At 63.3% G+C, this 17,852-nt stretch carries 25 protein-coding genes and 1 tRNA gene; 15 read left to right on the forward strand and 11 right to left on the reverse strand.

From position 1 onward, the window contains the following. The first annotated feature begins 31 nt into the window (after positions 1-31). Positions 32-115, forward strand: a tRNA-Leu gene (locus ABFY71_RS15320). A gap of 90 nt (positions 116-205) precedes the next feature. On the opposite strand, the gene ABFY71_RS15325 is transcribed toward ABFY71_RS15320, so the two are convergent. After that, on the reverse strand, positions 206-682 hold the full coding sequence (locus tag ABFY71_RS15325) for an Hsp20/alpha crystallin family protein (protein ID WP_347946850.1): 477 nt from the start codon (positions 680-682) through the stop codon (positions 206-208). A gap of 250 nt (positions 683-932) precedes the next feature. Here ABFY71_RS15325 and ABFY71_RS15330 point away from each other — a divergent pair, with 250 nt between their 5' ends. From ABFY71_RS15330 to ABFY71_RS15340, 3 genes are all read left to right on the forward strand, one after another. Continuing rightward, entirely contained in the window at positions 933-1,607 is a 675-nt protein-coding gene (locus ABFY71_RS15330; RefSeq protein ID WP_347946851.1) for an outer membrane protein, read from the forward strand. 53 nt (positions 1,608-1,660) lie between these two features. After that, positions 1,661-2,494 (forward strand): DUF72 domain-containing protein, encoded by an 834-nt coding sequence (locus tag ABFY71_RS15335; protein ID WP_347946852.1) that lies wholly within the window; start codon positions 1,661-1,663, stop codon positions 2,492-2,494. Between the two features lie 83 nt (positions 2,495-2,577). Further along, positions 2,578-3,087: a disulfide bond formation protein B gene (locus ABFY71_RS15340; RefSeq protein WP_347946853.1), complete on the forward strand. Its 510-nt coding sequence runs from the start codon at positions 2,578-2,580 to the stop codon at positions 3,085-3,087. On the opposite strand, the gene ABFY71_RS15345 is transcribed toward ABFY71_RS15340, so the two are convergent. The 5 genes from ABFY71_RS15345 to ABFY71_RS15365 form a co-directional block, all read right to left on the reverse strand. Next, positions 3,084-3,377, reverse strand: coding sequence for a type II toxin-antitoxin system RelE/ParE family toxin (locus ABFY71_RS15345; RefSeq protein WP_347946854.1), 294 nt, complete (start codon positions 3,375-3,377; stop codon positions 3,084-3,086). The genes ABFY71_RS15340 and ABFY71_RS15345 overlap by 4 nt on opposite strands. Then, the gene (locus ABFY71_RS15350; RefSeq protein ID WP_347946855.1) at positions 3,377-3,640 is read right to left on the reverse strand and encodes a type II toxin-antitoxin system ParD family antitoxin; all 264 of its coding nucleotides are present in this window, start codon (positions 3,638-3,640) and stop codon (positions 3,377-3,379) included. The genes ABFY71_RS15345 and ABFY71_RS15350 overlap by 1 nt, the downstream gene beginning before the upstream one ends. Before the next feature lie 62 nt (positions 3,641-3,702). Then, complete coding sequence (locus tag ABFY71_RS15355; RefSeq protein WP_305576424.1) at positions 3,703-4,260, reverse strand: HNH endonuclease; 558 nt, start codon at positions 4,258-4,260, stop codon at positions 3,703-3,705. An 87-nt stretch (positions 4,261-4,347) separates the two neighbouring features. Then, complete coding sequence (locus ABFY71_RS15360) at positions 4,348-5,007, reverse strand: alpha/beta hydrolase (RefSeq protein ID WP_305576427.1); 660 nt, start codon at positions 5,005-5,007, stop codon at positions 4,348-4,350. Further along, positions 5,004-5,663 (reverse strand): DNA-3-methyladenine glycosylase family protein, encoded by a 660-nt coding sequence (locus ABFY71_RS15365; protein ID WP_347946856.1) that lies wholly within the window; start codon positions 5,661-5,663, stop codon positions 5,004-5,006. Before ABFY71_RS15365 ends, ABFY71_RS15360 begins: the two co-directional genes overlap by 4 nt. Before the next feature lie 14 nt (positions 5,664-5,677). Here ABFY71_RS15365 and gluQRS point away from each other — a divergent pair, with 14 nt between their 5' ends. Further along, positions 5,678-6,538: a tRNA glutamyl-Q(34) synthetase GluQRS gene (gluQRS, locus tag ABFY71_RS15370; protein ID WP_347946857.1), complete on the forward strand. Its 861-nt coding sequence runs from the start codon at positions 5,678-5,680 to the stop codon at positions 6,536-6,538. On the opposite strand, the gene ABFY71_RS15375 is transcribed toward gluQRS, so the two are convergent. Together ABFY71_RS15375 and ABFY71_RS15380 are read right to left on the reverse strand one after the other, a co-directional pair. Next, on the reverse strand, positions 6,535-6,924 hold the full coding sequence (locus ABFY71_RS15375) for a DUF4260 domain-containing protein (protein WP_347946858.1): 390 nt from the start codon (positions 6,922-6,924) through the stop codon (positions 6,535-6,537). The genes gluQRS and ABFY71_RS15375 overlap by 4 nt on opposite strands. 10 nt (positions 6,925-6,934) lie before the next feature. Further along, positions 6,935-7,882, reverse strand: coding sequence for an NAD-dependent epimerase/dehydratase family protein (locus ABFY71_RS15380; RefSeq protein ID WP_347946859.1), 948 nt, complete (start codon positions 7,880-7,882; stop codon positions 6,935-6,937). Between the two features lie 86 nt (positions 7,883-7,968). Between ABFY71_RS15380 and ABFY71_RS15385 the strand changes: the two genes are divergently transcribed. The 5 genes from ABFY71_RS15385 (at position 7,969) to ABFY71_RS15405 (ending at position 10,259) form a co-directional block, all read left to right on the forward strand. Further along, positions 7,969-8,859: a LysR family transcriptional regulator gene (locus ABFY71_RS15385; protein ID WP_347946860.1), complete on the forward strand. Its 891-nt coding sequence runs from the start codon at positions 7,969-7,971 to the stop codon at positions 8,857-8,859. A gap of 19 nt (positions 8,860-8,878) precedes the next feature. Further along, a complete protein-coding gene (locus tag ABFY71_RS15390; RefSeq protein WP_305576439.1) occupies positions 8,879-9,079 on the forward strand; it encodes a twin transmembrane helix small protein in 201 nt (66 codons plus the stop codon). 5 nt (positions 9,080-9,084) lie between these two features. Continuing rightward, the gene (locus tag ABFY71_RS15395) at positions 9,085-9,678 is read left to right on the forward strand and encodes a cob(I)yrinic acid a,c-diamide adenosyltransferase (protein WP_305576441.1); all 594 of its coding nucleotides are present in this window, start codon (positions 9,085-9,087) and stop codon (positions 9,676-9,678) included. Positions 9,679-9,829: 151 nt separating this feature from the next. Beyond that, positions 9,830-10,012 (forward strand): putative motility protein, encoded by a 183-nt coding sequence (locus ABFY71_RS15400; protein ID WP_347946861.1) that lies wholly within the window; start codon positions 9,830-9,832, stop codon positions 10,010-10,012. Positions 10,013-10,043: 31 nt separating this feature from the next. Next, positions 10,044-10,259: a hypothetical protein gene (locus ABFY71_RS15405; RefSeq protein ID WP_347946862.1), complete on the forward strand. Its 216-nt coding sequence runs from the start codon at positions 10,044-10,046 to the stop codon at positions 10,257-10,259. Here ABFY71_RS15405 and ABFY71_RS15410 read toward each other — a convergent pair. Further along, a complete protein-coding gene (locus ABFY71_RS15410) occupies positions 10,256-10,924 on the reverse strand; it encodes a TlpA disulfide reductase family protein (protein ID WP_305576447.1) in 669 nt (222 codons plus the stop codon). The two genes, ABFY71_RS15405 and ABFY71_RS15410, sit on opposite strands and share 4 nt — an antisense overlap. A 21-nt stretch (positions 10,925-10,945) precedes the next feature. Between ABFY71_RS15410 and argH the strand changes: the two genes are divergently transcribed. The 3 genes from argH (at position 10,946) to lysA (ending at position 14,601) form a co-directional block, all read left to right on the forward strand. After that, positions 10,946-12,394 carry an argininosuccinate lyase gene (gene argH / locus ABFY71_RS15415; protein ID WP_347946863.1) on the forward strand — a complete coding sequence of 483 codons (1,449 nt, stop codon included), beginning with the start codon at positions 10,946-10,948 and terminating at the stop codon, positions 12,392-12,394. A 49-nt stretch (positions 12,395-12,443) separates the two neighbouring features. Next, positions 12,444-13,163, forward strand: a complete 720-nt coding sequence (locus tag ABFY71_RS15420) for a gamma-glutamylcyclotransferase (RefSeq protein ID WP_347946864.1) — start codon at positions 12,444-12,446, stop codon at positions 13,161-13,163. 178 nt (positions 13,164-13,341) lie between these two features. Beyond that, complete coding sequence (gene lysA / locus ABFY71_RS15425; protein ID WP_347946865.1) at positions 13,342-14,601, forward strand: diaminopimelate decarboxylase; 1,260 nt, start codon at positions 13,342-13,344, stop codon at positions 14,599-14,601. Here the strand turns inward: lysA and ABFY71_RS15430 are convergent. Together ABFY71_RS15430 and ABFY71_RS15435 are read right to left on the reverse strand one after the other, a co-directional pair. After that, on the reverse strand, positions 14,598-15,008 hold the full coding sequence (locus ABFY71_RS15430) for a response regulator (protein ID WP_305576455.1): 411 nt from the start codon (positions 15,006-15,008) through the stop codon (positions 14,598-14,600). The two genes, lysA and ABFY71_RS15430, sit on opposite strands and share 4 nt — an antisense overlap. After that, entirely contained in the window at positions 15,008-15,952 is a 945-nt protein-coding gene (locus ABFY71_RS15435) for a zinc-ribbon domain-containing protein (RefSeq protein WP_347946866.1), read from the reverse strand. Before ABFY71_RS15435 ends, ABFY71_RS15430 begins: the two co-directional genes overlap by 1 nt. Positions 15,953-16,173: 221 nt before the next feature. Between ABFY71_RS15435 and ftsE the strand changes: the two genes are divergently transcribed. Together ftsE and ABFY71_RS15445 are read left to right on the forward strand one after the other, a co-directional pair. Next, a complete protein-coding gene (gene ftsE / locus ABFY71_RS15440; protein ID WP_305576459.1) occupies positions 16,174-16,836 on the forward strand; it encodes a cell division ATP-binding protein FtsE in 663 nt (220 codons plus the stop codon). Next, on the forward strand, positions 16,829-17,758 hold the full coding sequence (locus ABFY71_RS15445) for a cell division protein FtsX (RefSeq protein WP_347946867.1): 930 nt from the start codon (positions 16,829-16,831) through the stop codon (positions 17,756-17,758). The genes ftsE and ABFY71_RS15445 overlap by 8 nt, the downstream gene beginning before the upstream one ends. Positions 17,759-17,852 lie beyond the last annotated feature (94 nt).

Genomic DNA, 17,852 nt, shown 5'->3' on the forward strand with positions numbered 1-17,852 from the left:
CAACCCGACCTGCGCTAGAGACTTGCCTCGTGCCCTCCTGGCGGAATGGTAGACGCAGAGGATTCAAAATCCTCCGCTGCGAGGCGTGCCGGTTCGAGTCCGGCGGAGGGCACCACTTTCACCTCAAGAGCGTCGTCGTCAGGCAAAGATGGGCCCGGCCAGCGTCGTAGCCGCCCGCCCCGGTGGGCGCGGCGGCGCAGCCTTGCTATTTCTGGGCGATGGCGATCTTGCGTTCCGCCGGTTTCGTGCCGGGCTTTTTCGGCATGGTGACGGTCAACACACCCTTGTCGAATTTGGCACTGATGGCCGCCTCATCCACATTTGGCGGCACCGGCATGGTCCGTTCGAAGCGGCCATAGCGGCGTTCCACGAGATGGAAATCGTCTTTGTCGTCCTTCTTTTCCATCTTCTTTTCGCCTCTGAGCAAGAGCATGCCGCTCTGGGTGGAGAGGTCGAAATCCTGCTCGGTCATGCCGGGCAACTCGGCTGTCAGTACGATGGCGGTGTCGTTTTCGACCACGTCAATGGACGGCGACAGGAATTTGTCGAACCCCTTGCCATCGGTCTTGCTGATGTGGCGGCCAAAAAACGATTCCAGCGCAGAATCCATTTCCTTGCGAAACTCTACGAAAGGCCCCTCTGACCAGAGGCTCGGCAGAAAACCGGACGATTTATCGTTCATGTCATCCTCCATCCATGCGCGCTCACGACGCGACTGGAAAGCAGTGTCGGACCGGCCGGCGGCGATGTCATTGATATGGGTCAAAGTCCGGCTTGTGGGCCGCTCCCGGCGAGCTCTGCGGCCCGCGCATGACGGGGCGGACCACCATGCTCATCGCGCATGGCGTTAACCTTATTCCTTACCGGAGACTTAACGGTTTCCGTCGCATTTTACCGGAAAGTTCACCACGCCCTTGCCCAGGAGGTCTTCCATGAAGCGCCAGGCCCTTTCCGTTGCAGCCCTGCTGCTCTTCGTTCCCGCCGTCCACGCCGCCGATCTGGGTTGGAACAGTGGCACCAGCACCATGTATTCGCCGACCCCGGCCGCCGGCTGGGAAGGTTTTTATGCCGGCATCAACGCCGGCTATGGCTGGGGCAATGTGGCCCGGCAGCCGGCTGGCGGCGCCAGGACCGAACACAATTCCGGCGGCTGGCAGCTTGGCGGCCAGGCCGGCTACAATATGGATATGGGTGGCTTCGTGCTGGGCGCCGAGGGCGATCTGCAATTCGCCTCGATCAGCTATGAAGAAGATCAGGGTATCGCCGGCAAATTCAAATCCGGCATGGATCTCTACGGTACCATTCGTGGTCGCGCCGGCATGACGTTTGGCACCGTGATGCCCTATGTCACCGGCGGTTTCGCCGCCGGCCGCGGCAGCGCCAGCGTCACAAGCACAAGCAATGTCGTGACCTCGCAGTCTGCAGCTCATGTCGGCTGGACCCTTGGCGTCGGCCTGGAAGCACAGGCCACCGACAAGATCACTGTCAAGGCCGAGTATCTCTATGTCGATCTGGGCACCCAGGCCTATAATGGCCTGCCCGGCGGCAATCAGGACATCACCCAGCGCTTCGGCGTGGTCCGGGCCGGCCTCAACTACAAGTTCTAGTCTTGCCCGCACCCACCGCGCCGGGCCATGCTCGGCACGGTGGAGGGCTGAACATGGGCACGACAGGCATGGTGCGCACTGGAACGGCCGGCTGGGTTTTTACCCCCTGGCGCGGCACGTTTTATCCTGACGGTCTGGTGCAGAAAGACGAGCTGGCCTATGCCAGCTCGCGCCTGGGCAGTATCGAGATCAACGCCACGTTCCGCGCCAACCAGAAGCCGGCCAGCTTCGCCAAATGGGGTGAGCAGACCCGCGCGGGCTTTGTGTTTTCCATCAAGGGACCGCAACTGGTCACCCATATCAGGCGGCTGCAGCACTGCGAGATCGAGCTCGCCAATTTCTTCGCTTCGGGCCCCCTGGCCCTGGGCAGCAAACTCGGCCCCTTTATCTGGCAATTGCCGCCCAGCCTGAGTTTTGACGCAGCAGTGCTGGGCGATTTTCTTGACCTGCTGCCCAAGACCATTCCCGACTATGTGGCGCTGGCCGGCAAGTCGGATGGGCGGCTCAAGAGCGATCCCTATCTGCAGGCCGAAGGCGTCGGCCCGATCCGCCACGCCATCGAATTGCGCCACCCCAGTTTCGATGACCCCGCCGTCAACGCCCTGCTGGCCACGCACAATGTGGCGCGGGTGATCGCCGATACCGCCGACAACCCGCACCGCACGCTGACCGCCGACTTTGCCTATTGCCGCCTGCAAGGCCCGGCCCATGACGCCACCCAGGGCTACCAGCCCGCCGATATTGCCAGCTGGGCGGAGACGATGGACGGCTGGACGGCAGCGGGCAAGGACGTGTTTGCCTATTTCGTGCATGAGGACAAACTGCACGCCCCCGCCAACGCCATCGCCCTGCGTCAGGCCCTCGGCATCACCCTGCCCGGCGATTGATCAAAACCACGTTTCCCGGCTGGTCCTTGCGCCCCGGGCAGGCTAATCATTTTCCCGTCTCAAGCGTCACCGAAAGACCTCCCATGCCGGCATCACTCCTGCACCCGCTCGACAAGAAATCTGCCGGCCTCGCCTTCATTCTGGGACTGGCAACGATTTGGGGCGCCTGGATCAGCCAGCTCGTATTCGGCCTGTTTCCCTGCGAACTCTGCCTGGAACAGCGCATGGCCTATTATTATGGCCTGCCCCTGCTGCTGGTCGTGCTGATGACCTGGAACCGCCTGCCGCTGACCGTCTGGTACATTGCCATGGCCATCGTCACCGCGATTTTTGCCTGGAGCGTTTACATGGGCAGCTATCACGCCGGCGTCGAATGGGGCTTCTGGCCCGGCCCGACCGCCTGCACCGGCGTTGGTGAGGCCATGGATTTTGGGGCCCTGAGCAGCATGACCCCGGTGATTGGCTGCGATGTGGTGCAGTTCCGCTTCCTGGGCCTGTCGCTGGCCGGCTATAATGCGCTGATCTCGCTGGCCATCGTGGGGCTGCTCGGCCTGTCGATCTGGGCCCAGGCGCGGCAGCCAAAGCGGGACTAGTCGCCGAGGGCCCGCTCAATATCCATCGCCGTCGACAAAATGCGCAGGACCTGAACCCGGTCCTCTGCCACGGCATAAAGGATGGCATATCGGCCATGCGGCCGGCGACGGATGGCCTGCCTTTCAAAGCCAGGCAGGACCGGATAGCGCCGAGCCCGATCGGCCAGACCCTCGCACGCCTCTTGCAACTCGTCGACAAAGCTGAAGGCTCGATCGGGATTGTCGGCGGCGATATAGAGCGCGATATCGAGCAAGTCGCTTTCGGCTTGCTCGGACAGTTCCACTCGCATCACGACGCCTTCTTGGCCGCCGCTTCCTCTATGCGTTTTCGAACCCGCTCAAACACCTCATCGGCGGGATGGACCCGACCGGCGTCGATGTCGTCCTGCCCCACCTGAATTTTAGCGGTGAGCTCGCGAAATCGCGCCTCGCGCTCCTGCACCAGGCGCACGCCTTCGCGCAGCACTTCGCTTTTGGAATTGTAGCGGCCGGTCGCGACGAGCTCGCTGACCGCCTGTTCAAGGGCTTCGCCCAGTTCTGCACTGATCGCCATGACGTGACCTCCGGAATGCGCCAACCAATAATAGTTATTGGCAGACTTGCCGGCAAGGGACCCTAGGGCTCGAGCTCGATGTCCCAGTACAGATAATCCAGCCAGCTCTGGTGCAGATGGTTGGGCGGGAAGGCCCGGCCATTATTGTGCAGATCATGCACGCTGGGATGGTAGGGCGCCTGATGGGGAAACATGCGGATTTCGCTCGGCATCCGGTTGGCCTTGCGCAGATTGCACGGTGCGCAGGCGGCCACCACGTTCTCCCAGGTCGTCTGTCCACCCTTGGAGCGGGGAATGACATGGTCAAAGGTCAGGTCTTCGCGCGAGCCGCAATACTGGCAGGTGAAGCGATCGCGCAGGAAGACGTTGAAGCGGGTGAACGCCGGATTGCGCGCCGGCTTGACGTAATCGCGCAGCGACACCACGCTGGGCAACCGCATCTCAAAGCTGGGTGAGTGGATGATGGTATCGTACTGGCTGACGATATTGACCCGATCCAGACACACCGCCTTGATCGCGTCCTGCCAGGACCAGAGCGATAGCGGGTAGTAGCTGAGAGGCCGGAAATCGGCATTCAGCACCAGCGCGGGACAGGCCTCAGGCGACACGTGGATGGTCACTTGAGTCTCCCGGAAAGAGAATCGCGTAAGTCCATATCTCCTTTATACTATGCCCTTTGTGTCAGGGCTGTGAAGCGGGGATCGTGCTTATTTTGCGGCGACCCGGGCGATGAACTGGCTGGCAAATTCCAGCCCGTCCGGGGCGATGCCATGTCCGGTGCCGGGGCTGACATGATAGTGCACCGGCACACCGGCCAGCCGCAGCGCAATGTCGGCATCAGCACTGCGCTCGGGGTCAACCACCGTATCGGCATCGCCATGCACCAGGCACACGGGCGGTTGCGCCAACCCCGGCTGACCAAAGCCCTCGGGCGGCAGAAAAGCCCCGGAGAACGCAACAATCCCCATCAGCCGCTCCGGCAGCGACAGGCCGACATGCAGCGCCATCATGGCGCCCTGGCTGAAGCCGACCAGCAGGGTCTGTTCCGGCGCGATTCCGGTCTGCGCCCACAGATCGGTCAGAAACTCGAGCAGCACCGGCCGTGCCCTGGTGCAGCCAGTCTGCCGGCTGGCCAGCTTGTTGCCGACAAAATCCACCGCGAACCACTGAAAGCCATCGGCCAGACCCTCACAGCGCTGCGGCGCATTGGGCGAAATGAACACCGCATCGGGCAGCACATCCTGCCAGTGGGGCGCCAGCCCGATCAGATCGGCGCCATTGGAGCCATAGCCATGCAGCAGCACCACCGCCTGTTGCGGCGCACCGCCCGATCTGGGGGGCAGCATGGGGCCGGAGAGCTTGGTCACAGGGCAATTCCTTCCTGGTCGCGCAGCGCCGCAAAATAGCGCCAGAATAACAGCGCCGCTGCTGAACGATGCGGCGTCCACGCTGCGGCAAGGCCGATCATGTCCTTGATCGTCGGCCGAGCGTCAAGGGCCAGCCCATGCTGCACCGATTTGAGCAGCGCCAGATCGCCGGCCGGGAACACATCGGGATGCCCGGCGCAGAACATCAGATAGACTTCCGCAGTCCACGGCCCGATCCCCTTATGCGCCGTCAGATAGGCCACCGCCTCACGGGCCGGCAGGGTTTCGAGATGGTCGAAATCCAGCTCGCCCGCCACCATCGCCTCGGCTATCACCCGCACCGTGCGAAATTTGCTGCCCGAAAAGCCCACTCCCCGCACGGTCTCCTCGCTGAGCTGCAGATAGCTGGCCGGATCAAGCGCCCCCGGCAGCTGTTCGAAGCGGCTCCAGATGGCGCGCGCACTGGCCACCGAAACCTGCTGGCCGGTAATGACCTTGGCGATGCCGGCAAAGCCCGGCGTGGTGATGCGTGGCAGCACCACCCCGGCGCGCGCCCGTACTGGCACCAGACGCGGATCAGTCATGACCAGCCCATCAAGATGGGACGCAATGACCTCGACGCTGTCCAGACGCGGTGACGGGACAATTGTTGTCATGCTAGAAGGCGCCCGTGTCGAAAAAACCATCCCACCATCCTGTCCTGCGCTTTGCCCCCAGCCCCAATGGCCTGCTCCATCTCGGCCATGCCTTTTCCGCGCTGGTAACCTGGCAGGCTGCCCGGGCCCTAGGTGGCACCAGCTTGCTGCGGATCGAAGACATCGACACCGAACGCTGTAAACCCGAATTCGTCGACGCAATCTTTTCTGACCTGGCCTGGCTGGGCCTCGACTGGCCGACCCCGGTCATGCTGCAGTCCGAACGGCTCGATGTCTATGCCGATGCCGGCAATCACTTGCGCCATGCCGATCTGCTCTACCCCTGCTTCTGCAGCCGCAGCGACATTGCCGCGCTGTCCAGCGCAACCGATCCCGATGGCGCCCCGCTCTATGCCGGCACCTGCCGGCAGCTCGATCGTGGCCAGCAGATTGAACGGCTGCAACGCGGCGATCCGGTGCAGTTCCGGCTCGATACGCAGACGGCACTGGACCGCGTCGGCATGCTGACCTATTCGGTCGTGGGGCCGCTGATTACCGACCGGCCGCAGATCCGCTATGCCCGGCCCGAACGCTGGGGCGACGTGGTGTTGCAGCGCAAGGGCATCCCGACCAGCTACCACCTCAGCGTCGTTGTCGACGACGCCGCGCAGGCCATCACCCACGTCACCCGGGGCCGCGACCTGGAGGCCGCCACGGACCTGCATGTGCTGCTGCAAATGCTGCTGGGCCTGCCCACCCCGATCTATCATTTCCACCGGCTGATCCTGGCCGATGACGGCAAGAAGCTGTCCAAATCCAAGGGCTCGCCATCCCTGGCGAGCCTGCGCGAGGCCGGCTGGACGCCCCAAGATGTGCGCCGGGCCCTGGGGCTCTAGCGCTTCTGCCGGCCGATCGGCCCCAGATGGGTGAAGCCGAACCCCTCGGTTGATTTGAGGCCATAGCCCAGCATCCGGTCGAACCCCGCATGGGCCAGCCACAGCGCGCCCATCGCCGAAAGCAGCGGCAGGCCGAGGGCCAAGCCGACCGCCATCAGCACCAGGCCCAGGCCGTAAAGATGGACGCTGTTATAGACCACCGCGCCCACCTTGCGGCCCAGCCCATAGGCGGCAAAGCTGAGGTCAGGGGCAAAGAACAGTACCAGGGCGCTCCACCAGACCAACCCCGTATCGCTCCGGACAAACAGCGCAAGGGCCGCCCCGAACACCAGCGCCCCCTCCGCCCGCTGCCAGAGCACCACGCCCGTCGTTTCTTCCGCTCTCATCGCCATCTCCTTACGCTGCTCTGCGAGTCTGGAGCCGTTCGCCCAGCGTGGCCGCCACGGCCGCGTCGAACGGGGTCGCAAAATCGGCGCCCAGCAGGGCGTCGAGCCGACTGTCGACCAGCTCCATTGGATTGTTCCACAAATAGCGCATCTTGACGATCTCGCGCATGACACCATTGACCAAGCCCATGGCGCGCAGGGCCAGCCACGGCATGGGCGCCACTTGAAGCGGCGCCCCCCACCCCTTGATGACGGCGTCCATCATTTGCCTGTTGGTAACAAAATGCCCGGCGAAGTGAAAATTCTCGAAGGCATCCAGCGTGTCGCGTTGCGCGCCGAGCACCGCGAAGGCACGGCCCAGATCGGGCAGATAGGCCCAGGCATGCGCCAGGTCGAGATCCGCCAGATGCAGAACCCTGCCCTTGCCGATATCCATCAACATGGCCTGATCGAACCAGTCGCCGGTACTGTGGGGACCATAGAAGTCGCCGGCCCGCACGATGATGGTCTGGAACTTGCCCGCCCGTGACGCGGCAGCCAGCATCTCCTCCTGCCGCACCCTGATGGCGCCGCGCGGCGTCTGCGGCACCTGCGGTGTATGCGGTGTCATGCGCCGGTCGCTGGCGGCGTAATTATACACATTGCCCGGAAACATCAGTGTTTTGCCGCTATTGCCCATGGCGGCAATCACCGTCGCCAGCTGCGCCTCGGCGCGGCCCTTGTCCCATTTGTCATAGGGCAGGTTCAGCGCGTTGACGACGATATCGGCCTGGGCGATGGCGGCGGTGACATCGTCCAGCCGGCTGGCATCGCCCTTGACGAATTCCACCCCGGGGATCGGTTGTCGATTGGTGCGGCCAAAGCCGCGCACGGTAAATCCGGCAGCGTTGAACGCCACCGCCGCGTGATGGCCGATATGGCCATTGATACCCAGAACCGTAATATTGCCTTTGCTCATGACCGCTCTCCATTGCTGGTGCCAGCAACTTGGCCTATTCATTTCCGTCGTGAAATCAGCCAAAGTCGCAGAATAGGCATTCAAGAATGAATAGGGAGCCAGACTGGGCATTGTGGCGCAGCTTTGCGGCAGTGGTGGCCAATGGCTCGCTGTCAGCTGCGGGCCGCGAATTGGGCATCAGCCAGCCCACCGTGGGCCGCCACATTGAAACCCTCGAGGCCGATCTTGGTCTTGCCCTGTTCGAGCGCACGCTGAGCGGCCTCAAACCCAACAGCATCGCGCTGCGCCTGTACGAGCCGGTGTCAGAGGCCCAGTCGGCGCTGGCCGGGGCGGCCATCATGGCCGAAGGCGCCCAGGCCGAATGGGGGGGCACGGTTCGCCTCACCGCAAGTGCGGTGATTTCCAACTATGTACTGCCGCAATTGCTCGGACCGATTCGCGAGCGCTACCCCGGCATCGCTATCGAAACGGTGCCCTCTGATTCCGCCGAAAACCTGCTGCTGCGCGAGGCCGATATCGCCATCCGCATGTTTCGCCCGACGCAGCTGGAACTGATCTCCCGCCATCTCGGCGACCTGCCCCTGGTCGCAACCGCCCGGCAAAGCTACCTCGACCGGCGCGGCACGCCGCGCCAGGCCGCCGACCTCTACGACCATGATCTGATCGGGTTTGATCGCTCCGACGCCATCATTGCCCACGCCCGGACCCTCGGCCTGGTGCTGCGGCGCGACCAATTTGCCCTGCGCTCGGACGATCAGCCGCACCTGTGGGAGTTGATCAAGGCGGGGCTGGGTATAGGGTTTGCACAGGCCCGGCTGGTGCATGATACGCCCGGCATGGTCGCCTTGCCCATCGATCTGTCCATTCCCCCGCTGCCGGTCTGGCTGACCACCCACAGGGAATTGTTCACCTCGCACCGAATTCGTGCCATCTATGATGCGCTGGCCGACGGGCTCGTTGCGTATATAGTTGGCTAGCCAGCTTCTGTAGGAAAACATGCAAATCGCCCTCAATATCGCCGTCGCGCTTGCCCTGATGTTCGTCGTGGTTGTCCTGGGCCTGGGCCTGTGGAACATGGTCAAAGGCGGTTCGGGCAATACCAGCCAGCGCCTGATGCGCCTGCGCGTGCTGGGTCAGGCCGTTGCCCTGGCACTGCTGCTGGGCGTCCTGTTTCTTTCCGGCGGCGGTAGGGGTTAACCAGCATGATCAAGATCAATCGCATCTATACCAGGCAGGGCGACAGTGGCAGCACCGGGCTGGTGCGGGGTCCCCGGCGCCCGAAATATGATTTGCGGGTGGAAGCCTATGGCACGGTTGAAGAGGCCAATGCCTGCGTCGGCGTGGCCCGCATTCATTCGGGTGCGCAGCCCAAGATCGACAAACTCCTGAGCCGTATCCAGAACGATCTGTTCGATGTCGGATCCGATCTGGCGACCCCCGGCGCCGACGATACCGACACGGACCACCCCACGCTGCGCGTCCGCCCGATCCAGACCGAGGCGCTGGAAAAAATGATCGACCAGTACAATGAGTCGATCGCGCCACTGAACAGCTTCGTGCTGCCGGGTGGGACGCCGCTGGCCGCCGCCCTGCATGTGGCCCGCACCGTGACCCGGCGTGCCGAGCGCATCACCGTGGAGCTGGCGGCGAACGAACCCGATACCAATCCTGAAACCCTGCGTTACCTCAACCGGCTCTCGGATCTGCTGTTTGTGCTGTCGCGGGTTGCCAATGCCAATGGCACGGCCGATGTGCTGTGGGTGCCCGGCAGCAATAGCGATCTGAAAAAGGGCTGAGACTGTCAGGTGGCCGGCGGTCCCATGGCGTTAATCGCCGGTTAACGCCGCAGACTCGCGATCAGGAGCAATACCACCATTCATTGCAGGATTTGTTTACACCTGCCCGGTAGAATCAGCACCTGGACCATGATCGAAAAGGAGGTCCGCCATGAATACTGACCTCTCGACCCAGATGCTGTCCATGAACGCGGCCTCGCTGCAGAACAGCGTCCAGATCGCCGTGTTCAAGAAGCAGCACGACATGCAGACAGATCTGCTCAATACCCTGATGCAGACCGCCCTGTCCGCGCCGCCGCCCGGCCAGGGCCTCAAGATCGACAAGCAGGCCTGACCTCGGCGCACCGGATCGGGAGCACCAGACCATGAGCAGTGATCTGTCCGTCAGCCCCATCGTCATGATCAACCGCATCGCCGCGCGCGAAGCTGCGTCCGGCGACGTGCATCTGGCCAAGGTCGCCGAACTGCGCATGCGCCTTGCCACAGCCGAGAGCGCGCAGCAGGCCCGCGCCGCCTTGCTCGATCCCAGCCCTGCTCTACCGCCCGCGCTCACCGGCGCCGACGTCGACCGACTGGTCTAGCGCGCCGCCTGCAGCCCGATCAGGGCTTCAACCACCGCTTCGCCATCGGCTGTGTTCCACTCGGCTGGCCCCTGCAGCACGCCCAGCTCACAGCCATTTTCGTCCAGCACCAGCGTCGCCGGCAGGCCGACCGCGACCGCCTGCTGCTTGAGGCGATCGAAAGCGGCAAAGGTGTTGTCGGCATAGAGCGGCAGGTTGGCGAATGTGTTGTCGGCGAGGAATTTCTCGGCCTTCACCAGGCCATTTTCCCCGATATCGAGATTGATCGGCAGCACCATGAAGCTGTCAGAATTATACTTGGTGGCCAGTGCGTCGAGCGCGGGCATCTCCTCGCGGCACGGCACGCACCAGCTGGCCCAGAAATTGACCAGCAGCGCCTTGCCCCTGAAATCCGCAATGGTCAGCGCGGTACCCGCGGCATCCTTGAACGCCAGGGTGGCGTAACCGCGCCCTTCGCCAGTGCCATTGAGCGCGGCCAGTTCACCCACCGCCGCCGCATCAATGGCCGCGGCAGCGTCTGCCTGCACCGGACATTCCCGGGCCACCCCGGCATTGCCGAGCCACACCCACGCCGCTATAGCTACGGCCAATCCCGCCACCCCCAGCGTGACCAGCAGCCGAACCCGGCTGGAAGCTCCGGGGCGAGGCGCGTGCGTATCGGTCATAACAGGTCTCCGAGGTATTCGATGAGCAACAAAATGTGGGGCGGCCGGTTCGCTACCGGTCCCGACGCCATCATGGAGGAAATCAACGCCTCGATCGGTTTCGATCAGCGCCTGTTCCGCCAGGATATTGCCGGATCGATCGCCCATGCCACAATGCTCGCCGAGACGGGCATTCTGACGCAGGACGATCGCCAGACCATTATTGCCGGTCTAACCGAGGTGCTCGCCGAAATCGAGAGCGGCAGTTTCACGTTCTCGCGGGCGCTTGAAGACATTCACATGAATGTGGAAAGCCGGCTGCGCGAAAAGATCGGCGATGCGGCCGGCAGGCTGCACACCGCCCGCTCGCGCAACGATCAGGTGGCGACCGATTTCAAGCTCTATGTTCGCGACACCATTGATACGCTGGTGGCCCAGATCGCCGCCCTGCAACTGGCACTGGTGACCAGGGCCGAAGATGAAGCCGAGACCATCATGCCCGGCTTCACCCATTTGCAGAATGCCCAGCCGGTGACCTTCGGCCACCATTTGCTGGCCTATGTGGAAATGCTCGGCCGCGATGCCGGCCGCCTGCTCGACGCCCGCAAGCGGCTCAATGAAAGCCCGCTCGGTTCGGCCGCGCTGGCCGGCACGCCCTACCCCATCGATCGCAACTTGACCGCCGAAAAGCTCGGCTTTGACCGCCCCACCGCCAATTCGCTCGATGCCGTCTCGGACCGCGACTTCATACTCGAAACCCTCGCGGCAGCATCCATTTGCGCCATGCATCTGTCGCGCTTCGCCGAGGAAATGGTGATCTGGAGTTCGGCCCAGTTCGGCTTCATCAAGCTGAGCGACAAATTCACCACCGGCTCCTCGATCATGCCGCAAAAGCGCAATCCGGACGCCGCCGAACTGGTACGCGCCAAGATCGGCCGCATTGTCGGCGCGCTGACCAGCCTGCTGATGGTGATGAAGGGGCTGCCGCTTGCCTATTCCAAGGACATGCAGGAAGACAAGGAAGTCGCCTTTGATGCCCTTGATGCCCTGTCGCTGTCGCTGGCGGCGATGACCGGCATGGTCGGCGACCTGACGGCCAATCGCGAGGCCATGCGCGCCTCGGCCACCGCCGGCTTTTCCACCGCCACCGACATTGCCGACTGGCTGGTGCGCGAACTCGATATTCCGTTCCGCGATGCCCACCACATTACCGGGCAGATCGTCGCTCTGGCCGAGCAGAAGAATTGCGGGCTGGAAGGGCTGACAATCGAAGATTTCAAATCCATCGATCAGCGCATCGACAGCCGCATCCACAAGGTACTGACCGTCGAGGCCTCGGTCGCCGCCCGCCAGAGCTATGGCGGCACCGCGCCCGCCAATGTGCTGACCCAGGCGGCGCGCTGGAAGAGCGAACTCACCGGCCAGCCGCACGAGCCCAGGCCACTGGCGCGCAAGAAGCATGGCGGCCATGGTGATGGCGGGGTTGCTTAGGCCGCGCCGCCACCTAGATTGATCTCTGCACGAATCTGGAAGTGAAGTGATGATCGGCAGACAGCGACAGATGCGCCTCACCCAGCGTCATGTCGACTATCTGCAGCCAGAGTGTGTCTCCGACCAGATGCCGCCACCGCCCGCAGGCATGCGCGCGGCAACGCCGGAGGACCATCAGGCCACGATTGCCGACCTGCTCGGTCCCCAGCGCCATGGCGACGAACTCTGGGTGTTCGCCTATGGCTCGCTGATCTGGAAGCCGGCCTGCGACTTTGTCGAAATGCGCACTGCACTGGTGCATGGCTGGCACCGCGCCTTCTGCCTGGGCTGGAATACCCGCTTTCGCGGCTCGGACGAAAATCCGGGCCTGATGCTGGCACTTGATCGCGGCGGCGCCTGCAACGGCGTGCTCTATCGATTGCCGCCCGACCGCATTGACGACAGCATGACCCGCCTGCTCGAGCGCGAAATGGGCTGGCTGCCATCGGCCTTTCCCCCCCGCTGGGTGAATGCCCGAACCGGCGAGCGCACCATCCGCGCCCTGACCTTCTGCATTGATCGTCACTCCGGCCGCTATGTGACCGGACTGCCCCCCGAGCGGATCGCCGCAGTTCTGGCCACTGCGGTGGGCAATCGCGGCTCGATGGCCGAATATCTCTATGCCACCGTTCGCCACCTCGAAGAAGCCGGCATTCACGACCCCCATCTCTGGCATTTGCAGGCACTGGTGGCCGCCCAGATTGAAGCTGCTTATGAGCCGAACCGATAAGTCGTGCTTTCGTTTTGCGCCGCGCTGGACTAGAGCATGACCATCCTCCCTTGTCCCCTTGCGGGACAAGGTGGCGCGCAGCGCCGGATGAGGGGTCCGAGAGGGTGGACAGAACCCTTTACCCGCCCTTCGGGCACCCTCTCCCGCAAGGGAAGATGGAAGGCAGGAATCGACGCATATGGTCCACCATTTCGAACACCGTGACGGCACGCTTTATGCCGAGGACGTCAATCTGAACGATCTGGCAGACAAGGTCGGCACCCCGTTCTACGTCTATTCCAGCGCCACCTTGCGCCGACACGTGCGGGTGGTGAAGGCCGCCTTCGAGGGCATCCCGACCCTGCTGGCCTATGCCATGAAGGCCAATTCCAATCAGGCTGTGCTCAAGCTGATGGCATCTGAAGGTGCTGGTGCCGACGTGGTGTCGCTGGGCGAACTCGAACGCGCCCTGGCCGCCGGCATTCCGCCCCAGATGATTGTCTTCTCCGGCGTCGCCAAGACGATTACCGAGATGCGCCGCGGCCTGAGCGTCGGCATCAAGTGTTTCAACGTCGAGAGCGAACCCGAACTGGAGCGCCTCTCCATGGTGGCTTCGGAAATGGGCATGACCGCTTCTGTCTCGGTGCGCATCAACCCCGATGTCGATGCCCGCACCCATGCCAAGATTTCTACCGGCATGGCCGACAGCAAGTTCGGCATTCCCCTGTCGCGCGCCCGCGAGGTCTATCGCCGCATTGCCGCACTGCCGGGCGTGGAGGCCGTAGGCGTTGACATGCATATCGGCAGCCAGCTGACCGATCTCGAACCCTTCGGCAATGCCTTTGGCTTGCTGGCTGAGCTGGTAAAGGCGTTACGGGCCGATGGCCATGATATTCGCCATGTCGATATCGGTGGCGGTCTCGGCATTCCCTATCACCACAACCAGGAAGCCCCGCCGCATCCGGAGGCCTATGCCGCCGTGGTGCGCGACAAGATCGGCCAGCTCGGCTGCACCCTGGTGATCGAGCCGGGCCGGCTGCTGGTGGGCAATGCCGGCATCATGGTAACCAAGGTGGAATACGTCAAACAGGGTAGCACCAGCTTCATCATCGTTGACGCGGCGATGAATGATCTGCTGCGCCCCACGCTGTACGAAGCCCATCACGACGTGGTGCCGGTGAACTATTCCAACCTGCCCCCGATCACCGCCGATATCGTCGGTCCCGTCTGCGAAACCGGCGATTATCTCGCCAAGGGCCGCACCATGGCCGGTGTGCAGGAGGGTGATCTGCTCTCCATCATGAGCGCGGGCGCCTATGGCGCGGTAATGGCCTCGACCTATAATTCCCGGCCGTTGATCCCTGAAGTGCTGGTTGACGGTGACAAATTTCATGTCATCCGCCCGCGCAAGTCGCTGGCGGAACTGATCGCGCTCGACAGCGTGCCCGACTGGGTCTAGGGCTCGCGCGCCTGCCGGGCCAGCGAAACCACCTCGACTGGCTTGCCGGCCAGCGCATCGTCGATCTTGGCAAGCAGCTCGGCCAGGGTGAACGGCTTGACAATCACATCATAGATCAGCGCATCGAGCCCATGGGCCCGTTCGCGCTGATCGGCAAAGCCGGTCATCAGCACAATGATGATATCGGGATATTTGGCCGCCACATCGAGCGCCAGCGCAATGCCATCCATGATGGGCATCTTGATATCGCTGAGCAGCAGGTCGAACCGGCCCCCTTCGGCATCCACCGTTTCCGCGGCGAGGCCGCCATCTTCTTCGGCGACGACGTCATGGCCCTTCATGGTCAGGGCGCTGACCACAAAGGCACGAACCGAAGGATCGTCTTCGGCAACAAGAATGCGGGCCATCAACGATGCTCCGAATTGGCAGTTGGGAGGGCGGCGGCAGCGCCGGGATCAGATTGCCCGGCAGCACCGGGACGGGTGGATGCGCCGGCCGACCGGGCGGTGTTGCCCGTGAGCCGCGCACCACCGGCAAAACTCAGCCGTACCCGCGACGCCTCGCCGGGCGGCAGGGTCAACTGGGTTTCAAAGGTCGAACGCTCGCCAATCATCAGATCGCGGACCGCTGGCCGCACACTCCATTGATAGATGCCCTGCCCGTTCGGACCGATCAGGGTAACGACCACGGAGGGCACTGGCACCGGGATGGGTGACAGGCCGACGATCTGGGCGGAGACGATCAGCACTTCCTTGCCATTGCGCAACGTCTGCATCGAGCTCACATTGGAAAAATCCAGACCAACGACATTGATCTGCAGCCCGACCGCCTCATAAATGCCGGCCATCGCCGGAAAGCGCTGCACCACCTGCACCCGGCCCCAATAGGCGTAGGCCAGCACCGCCACCAGCGCCACACCCCAGATGATCCGCAGCGCCAGGCGCAAGCGCTCCACCGGTTGCTCCTCGCTCACGCTTTCTTCGCGCGAAAAGGCCTTGCGCCGCTTGCGCACCACGGCCGGATCAAGCCTGCCGGCCGCCGACTGGCCGCGCGACTGGTCGTCCTCGAGGTCATCCTTCTTGGTCTTTTTGGGCTTGGTGGCCTTTTCTTTGCCGGGTTTGCCGGCCGCAGCCATTGCCACTTTCTCCTCGGCGCTCAGGGCATCGTCCAGAGCATCTTCGGCAAGCGCCTGCTCGGCCTGGCGGATCGCGGGCGGCGGCTCGTCCGGCTCGGTCGGCCCCTGATCCCAGGCCTGCTGACAATGCGCGCACTGCACCTTGCGACCAGCCGAGCCGATGGCCTCGTAGGTCACCTGATACTTGGTCTGGCAATGTGGACAGGAGATGATCATGGAGCCAGACTATTGGTGCAGATGCGAAATGACGTCGTTCAAATTACCCACAGGGTGTTAAGACTCCTCAAACTTGCGACCAGCCGGGCGCCATCCACCACATTTGTGCCGCTTTATTACGGCCAAGCACGGTGTGTGCGGTTTCGATACTGCGCCGCTGTTATGATGCGGCCCATGCCTGATTCGTCCCAACCACGCCGAGCAATGGGGAGCCCCCAATCTTGATCGAATTTTCCGATGTGGGATTGCGCTACGGCAATGGCCCCGAGGTGCTGCGCGATTTGACGTTTTCCGTCGAACCGGGCTCCTTCCATTTCCTGACCGGCCCGTCGGGCGCCGGCAAGACCAGCCTGCTGCGCCTGCTGCTGCTGGCTCTCAAGCCATCGCGCGGCCAAGTCACCATGTTTGATGAGGACGTCAGCAATCTCAACCAGGACCGGCTGCTGCAAATGCGCCGCCATATCGGCATTGTGTTCCAGGAATTTCGCCTGCTCGACCATCTGACCACCTTCGAGAATGTGGCGCTGCCGCTGCGTGTACTGGGTCAACCCGAGAGCGAGTACCGCCCCAATGTCACCGAATTGCTCGAATGGGTGGGGCTGGGCGAACGCATGAATGCGCCGCCATCCCTGCTATCTGGCGGCGAGAAACAGCGCGCTGCCATTGCCCGCGCCGTCATCGCCCGCCCCAAAGTGCTGCTGGCCGACGAACCGACCGGCAATGTTGACCCCGATCTGTCCAGCCGGCTGGTGCACCTGTTTGCCGAACTCAACCGCACGCTGGGCATGACCATCATTCTGGCGACCCACGAACTGCCGCTGCTCGACAAGTTCAACTATCCGCGCATGCTGCTGAGCAAAGGGGAACTGACGATCCATGATTGAGCGCGTTCTCGCCCTGTTGCCGCGCCATGGCGGCGCTGCCCCCATCGTTCCCGAAAAGAGCGTCGCGGGGCGGACCCTGTTGCTGCTGATTACCATTATGGGCTTTCTGTCGGCGGTGACGCTGGGCGGCGTGGTGCTGGTGCAGAAATCGGCCATTGCCTGGTCATCCGATGTCGGGCGCGAGGTGACCATTCAGATCCGCCCCGTGGCTGGCGAGGTGATGGAATCCAATCTGCGTACGGCGGTTTCCCTGGCCGAAACCACCGCCGGGGTTGCCTCGGCCCGCGCCTTGACCCTGCAGGAAAGCGAGAAACTGCTGGAACCATGGCTCGGGGCCGGGCTTGACCTGACGGCCATTGAAATTCCCCGCCTGGTGGTGGTGCAACTCTCAGACCCTCAGGATGCCGACCTTGCCGGGCTGGAGCGCAATCTGGCAGCCGTCAAGGGCGCCAGTCTCGACACCCATGCCGCCTGGCGCCAGCAACTCAACACCATGGCCGGCACCATCGTGCTCTCGGGCCTGCTGGTGCTGCTGCTGATCGGCGCCGCAACCGTGCTGGCCATTATCTTCGCCACCCGGGGCGCTATGGCCACCAACCGAGAAATCGTCGATGTGCTGCACTATATCGGGGCCTCCAACAGATTCATTGCCGGCGAGTTTCAGGGCCGGTTTCTGTCAATCGGCCTGCAAGGTGGACTGCTGGGCGCTGTCGCCGCCTTGCTGTTTTTCGTCATGATCGGCATGGCGGCTGGCAATATGCTGTCCAGTGAGGCCGGGGCTCAGGTTGGCGTGCTGTTCGGACGTTTTGCCTTGGGCTTTGACGGCTTGCTCAGCATTGCCGCGGTGATCCCGGTGATCGCGGCCCTGACCGCCATCACCTCGCGCCACACCGTGCGGCGCTATCTGGTGCAGACCTCCTGAACGGCGCGTTTAGCGCCCGCCGCCGGACCGTCCGGCCTCGCCAAAACCGTTGCCGCCCGCTATGACGCTGGCAGCAGCCCCAGGGAGAAATTGA

The organism is Devosia alba (genome assembly GCF_039938915.1).
GTDB lineage: Bacteria > Pseudomonadota > Alphaproteobacteria > Rhizobiales > Devosiaceae > Devosia > Devosia alba.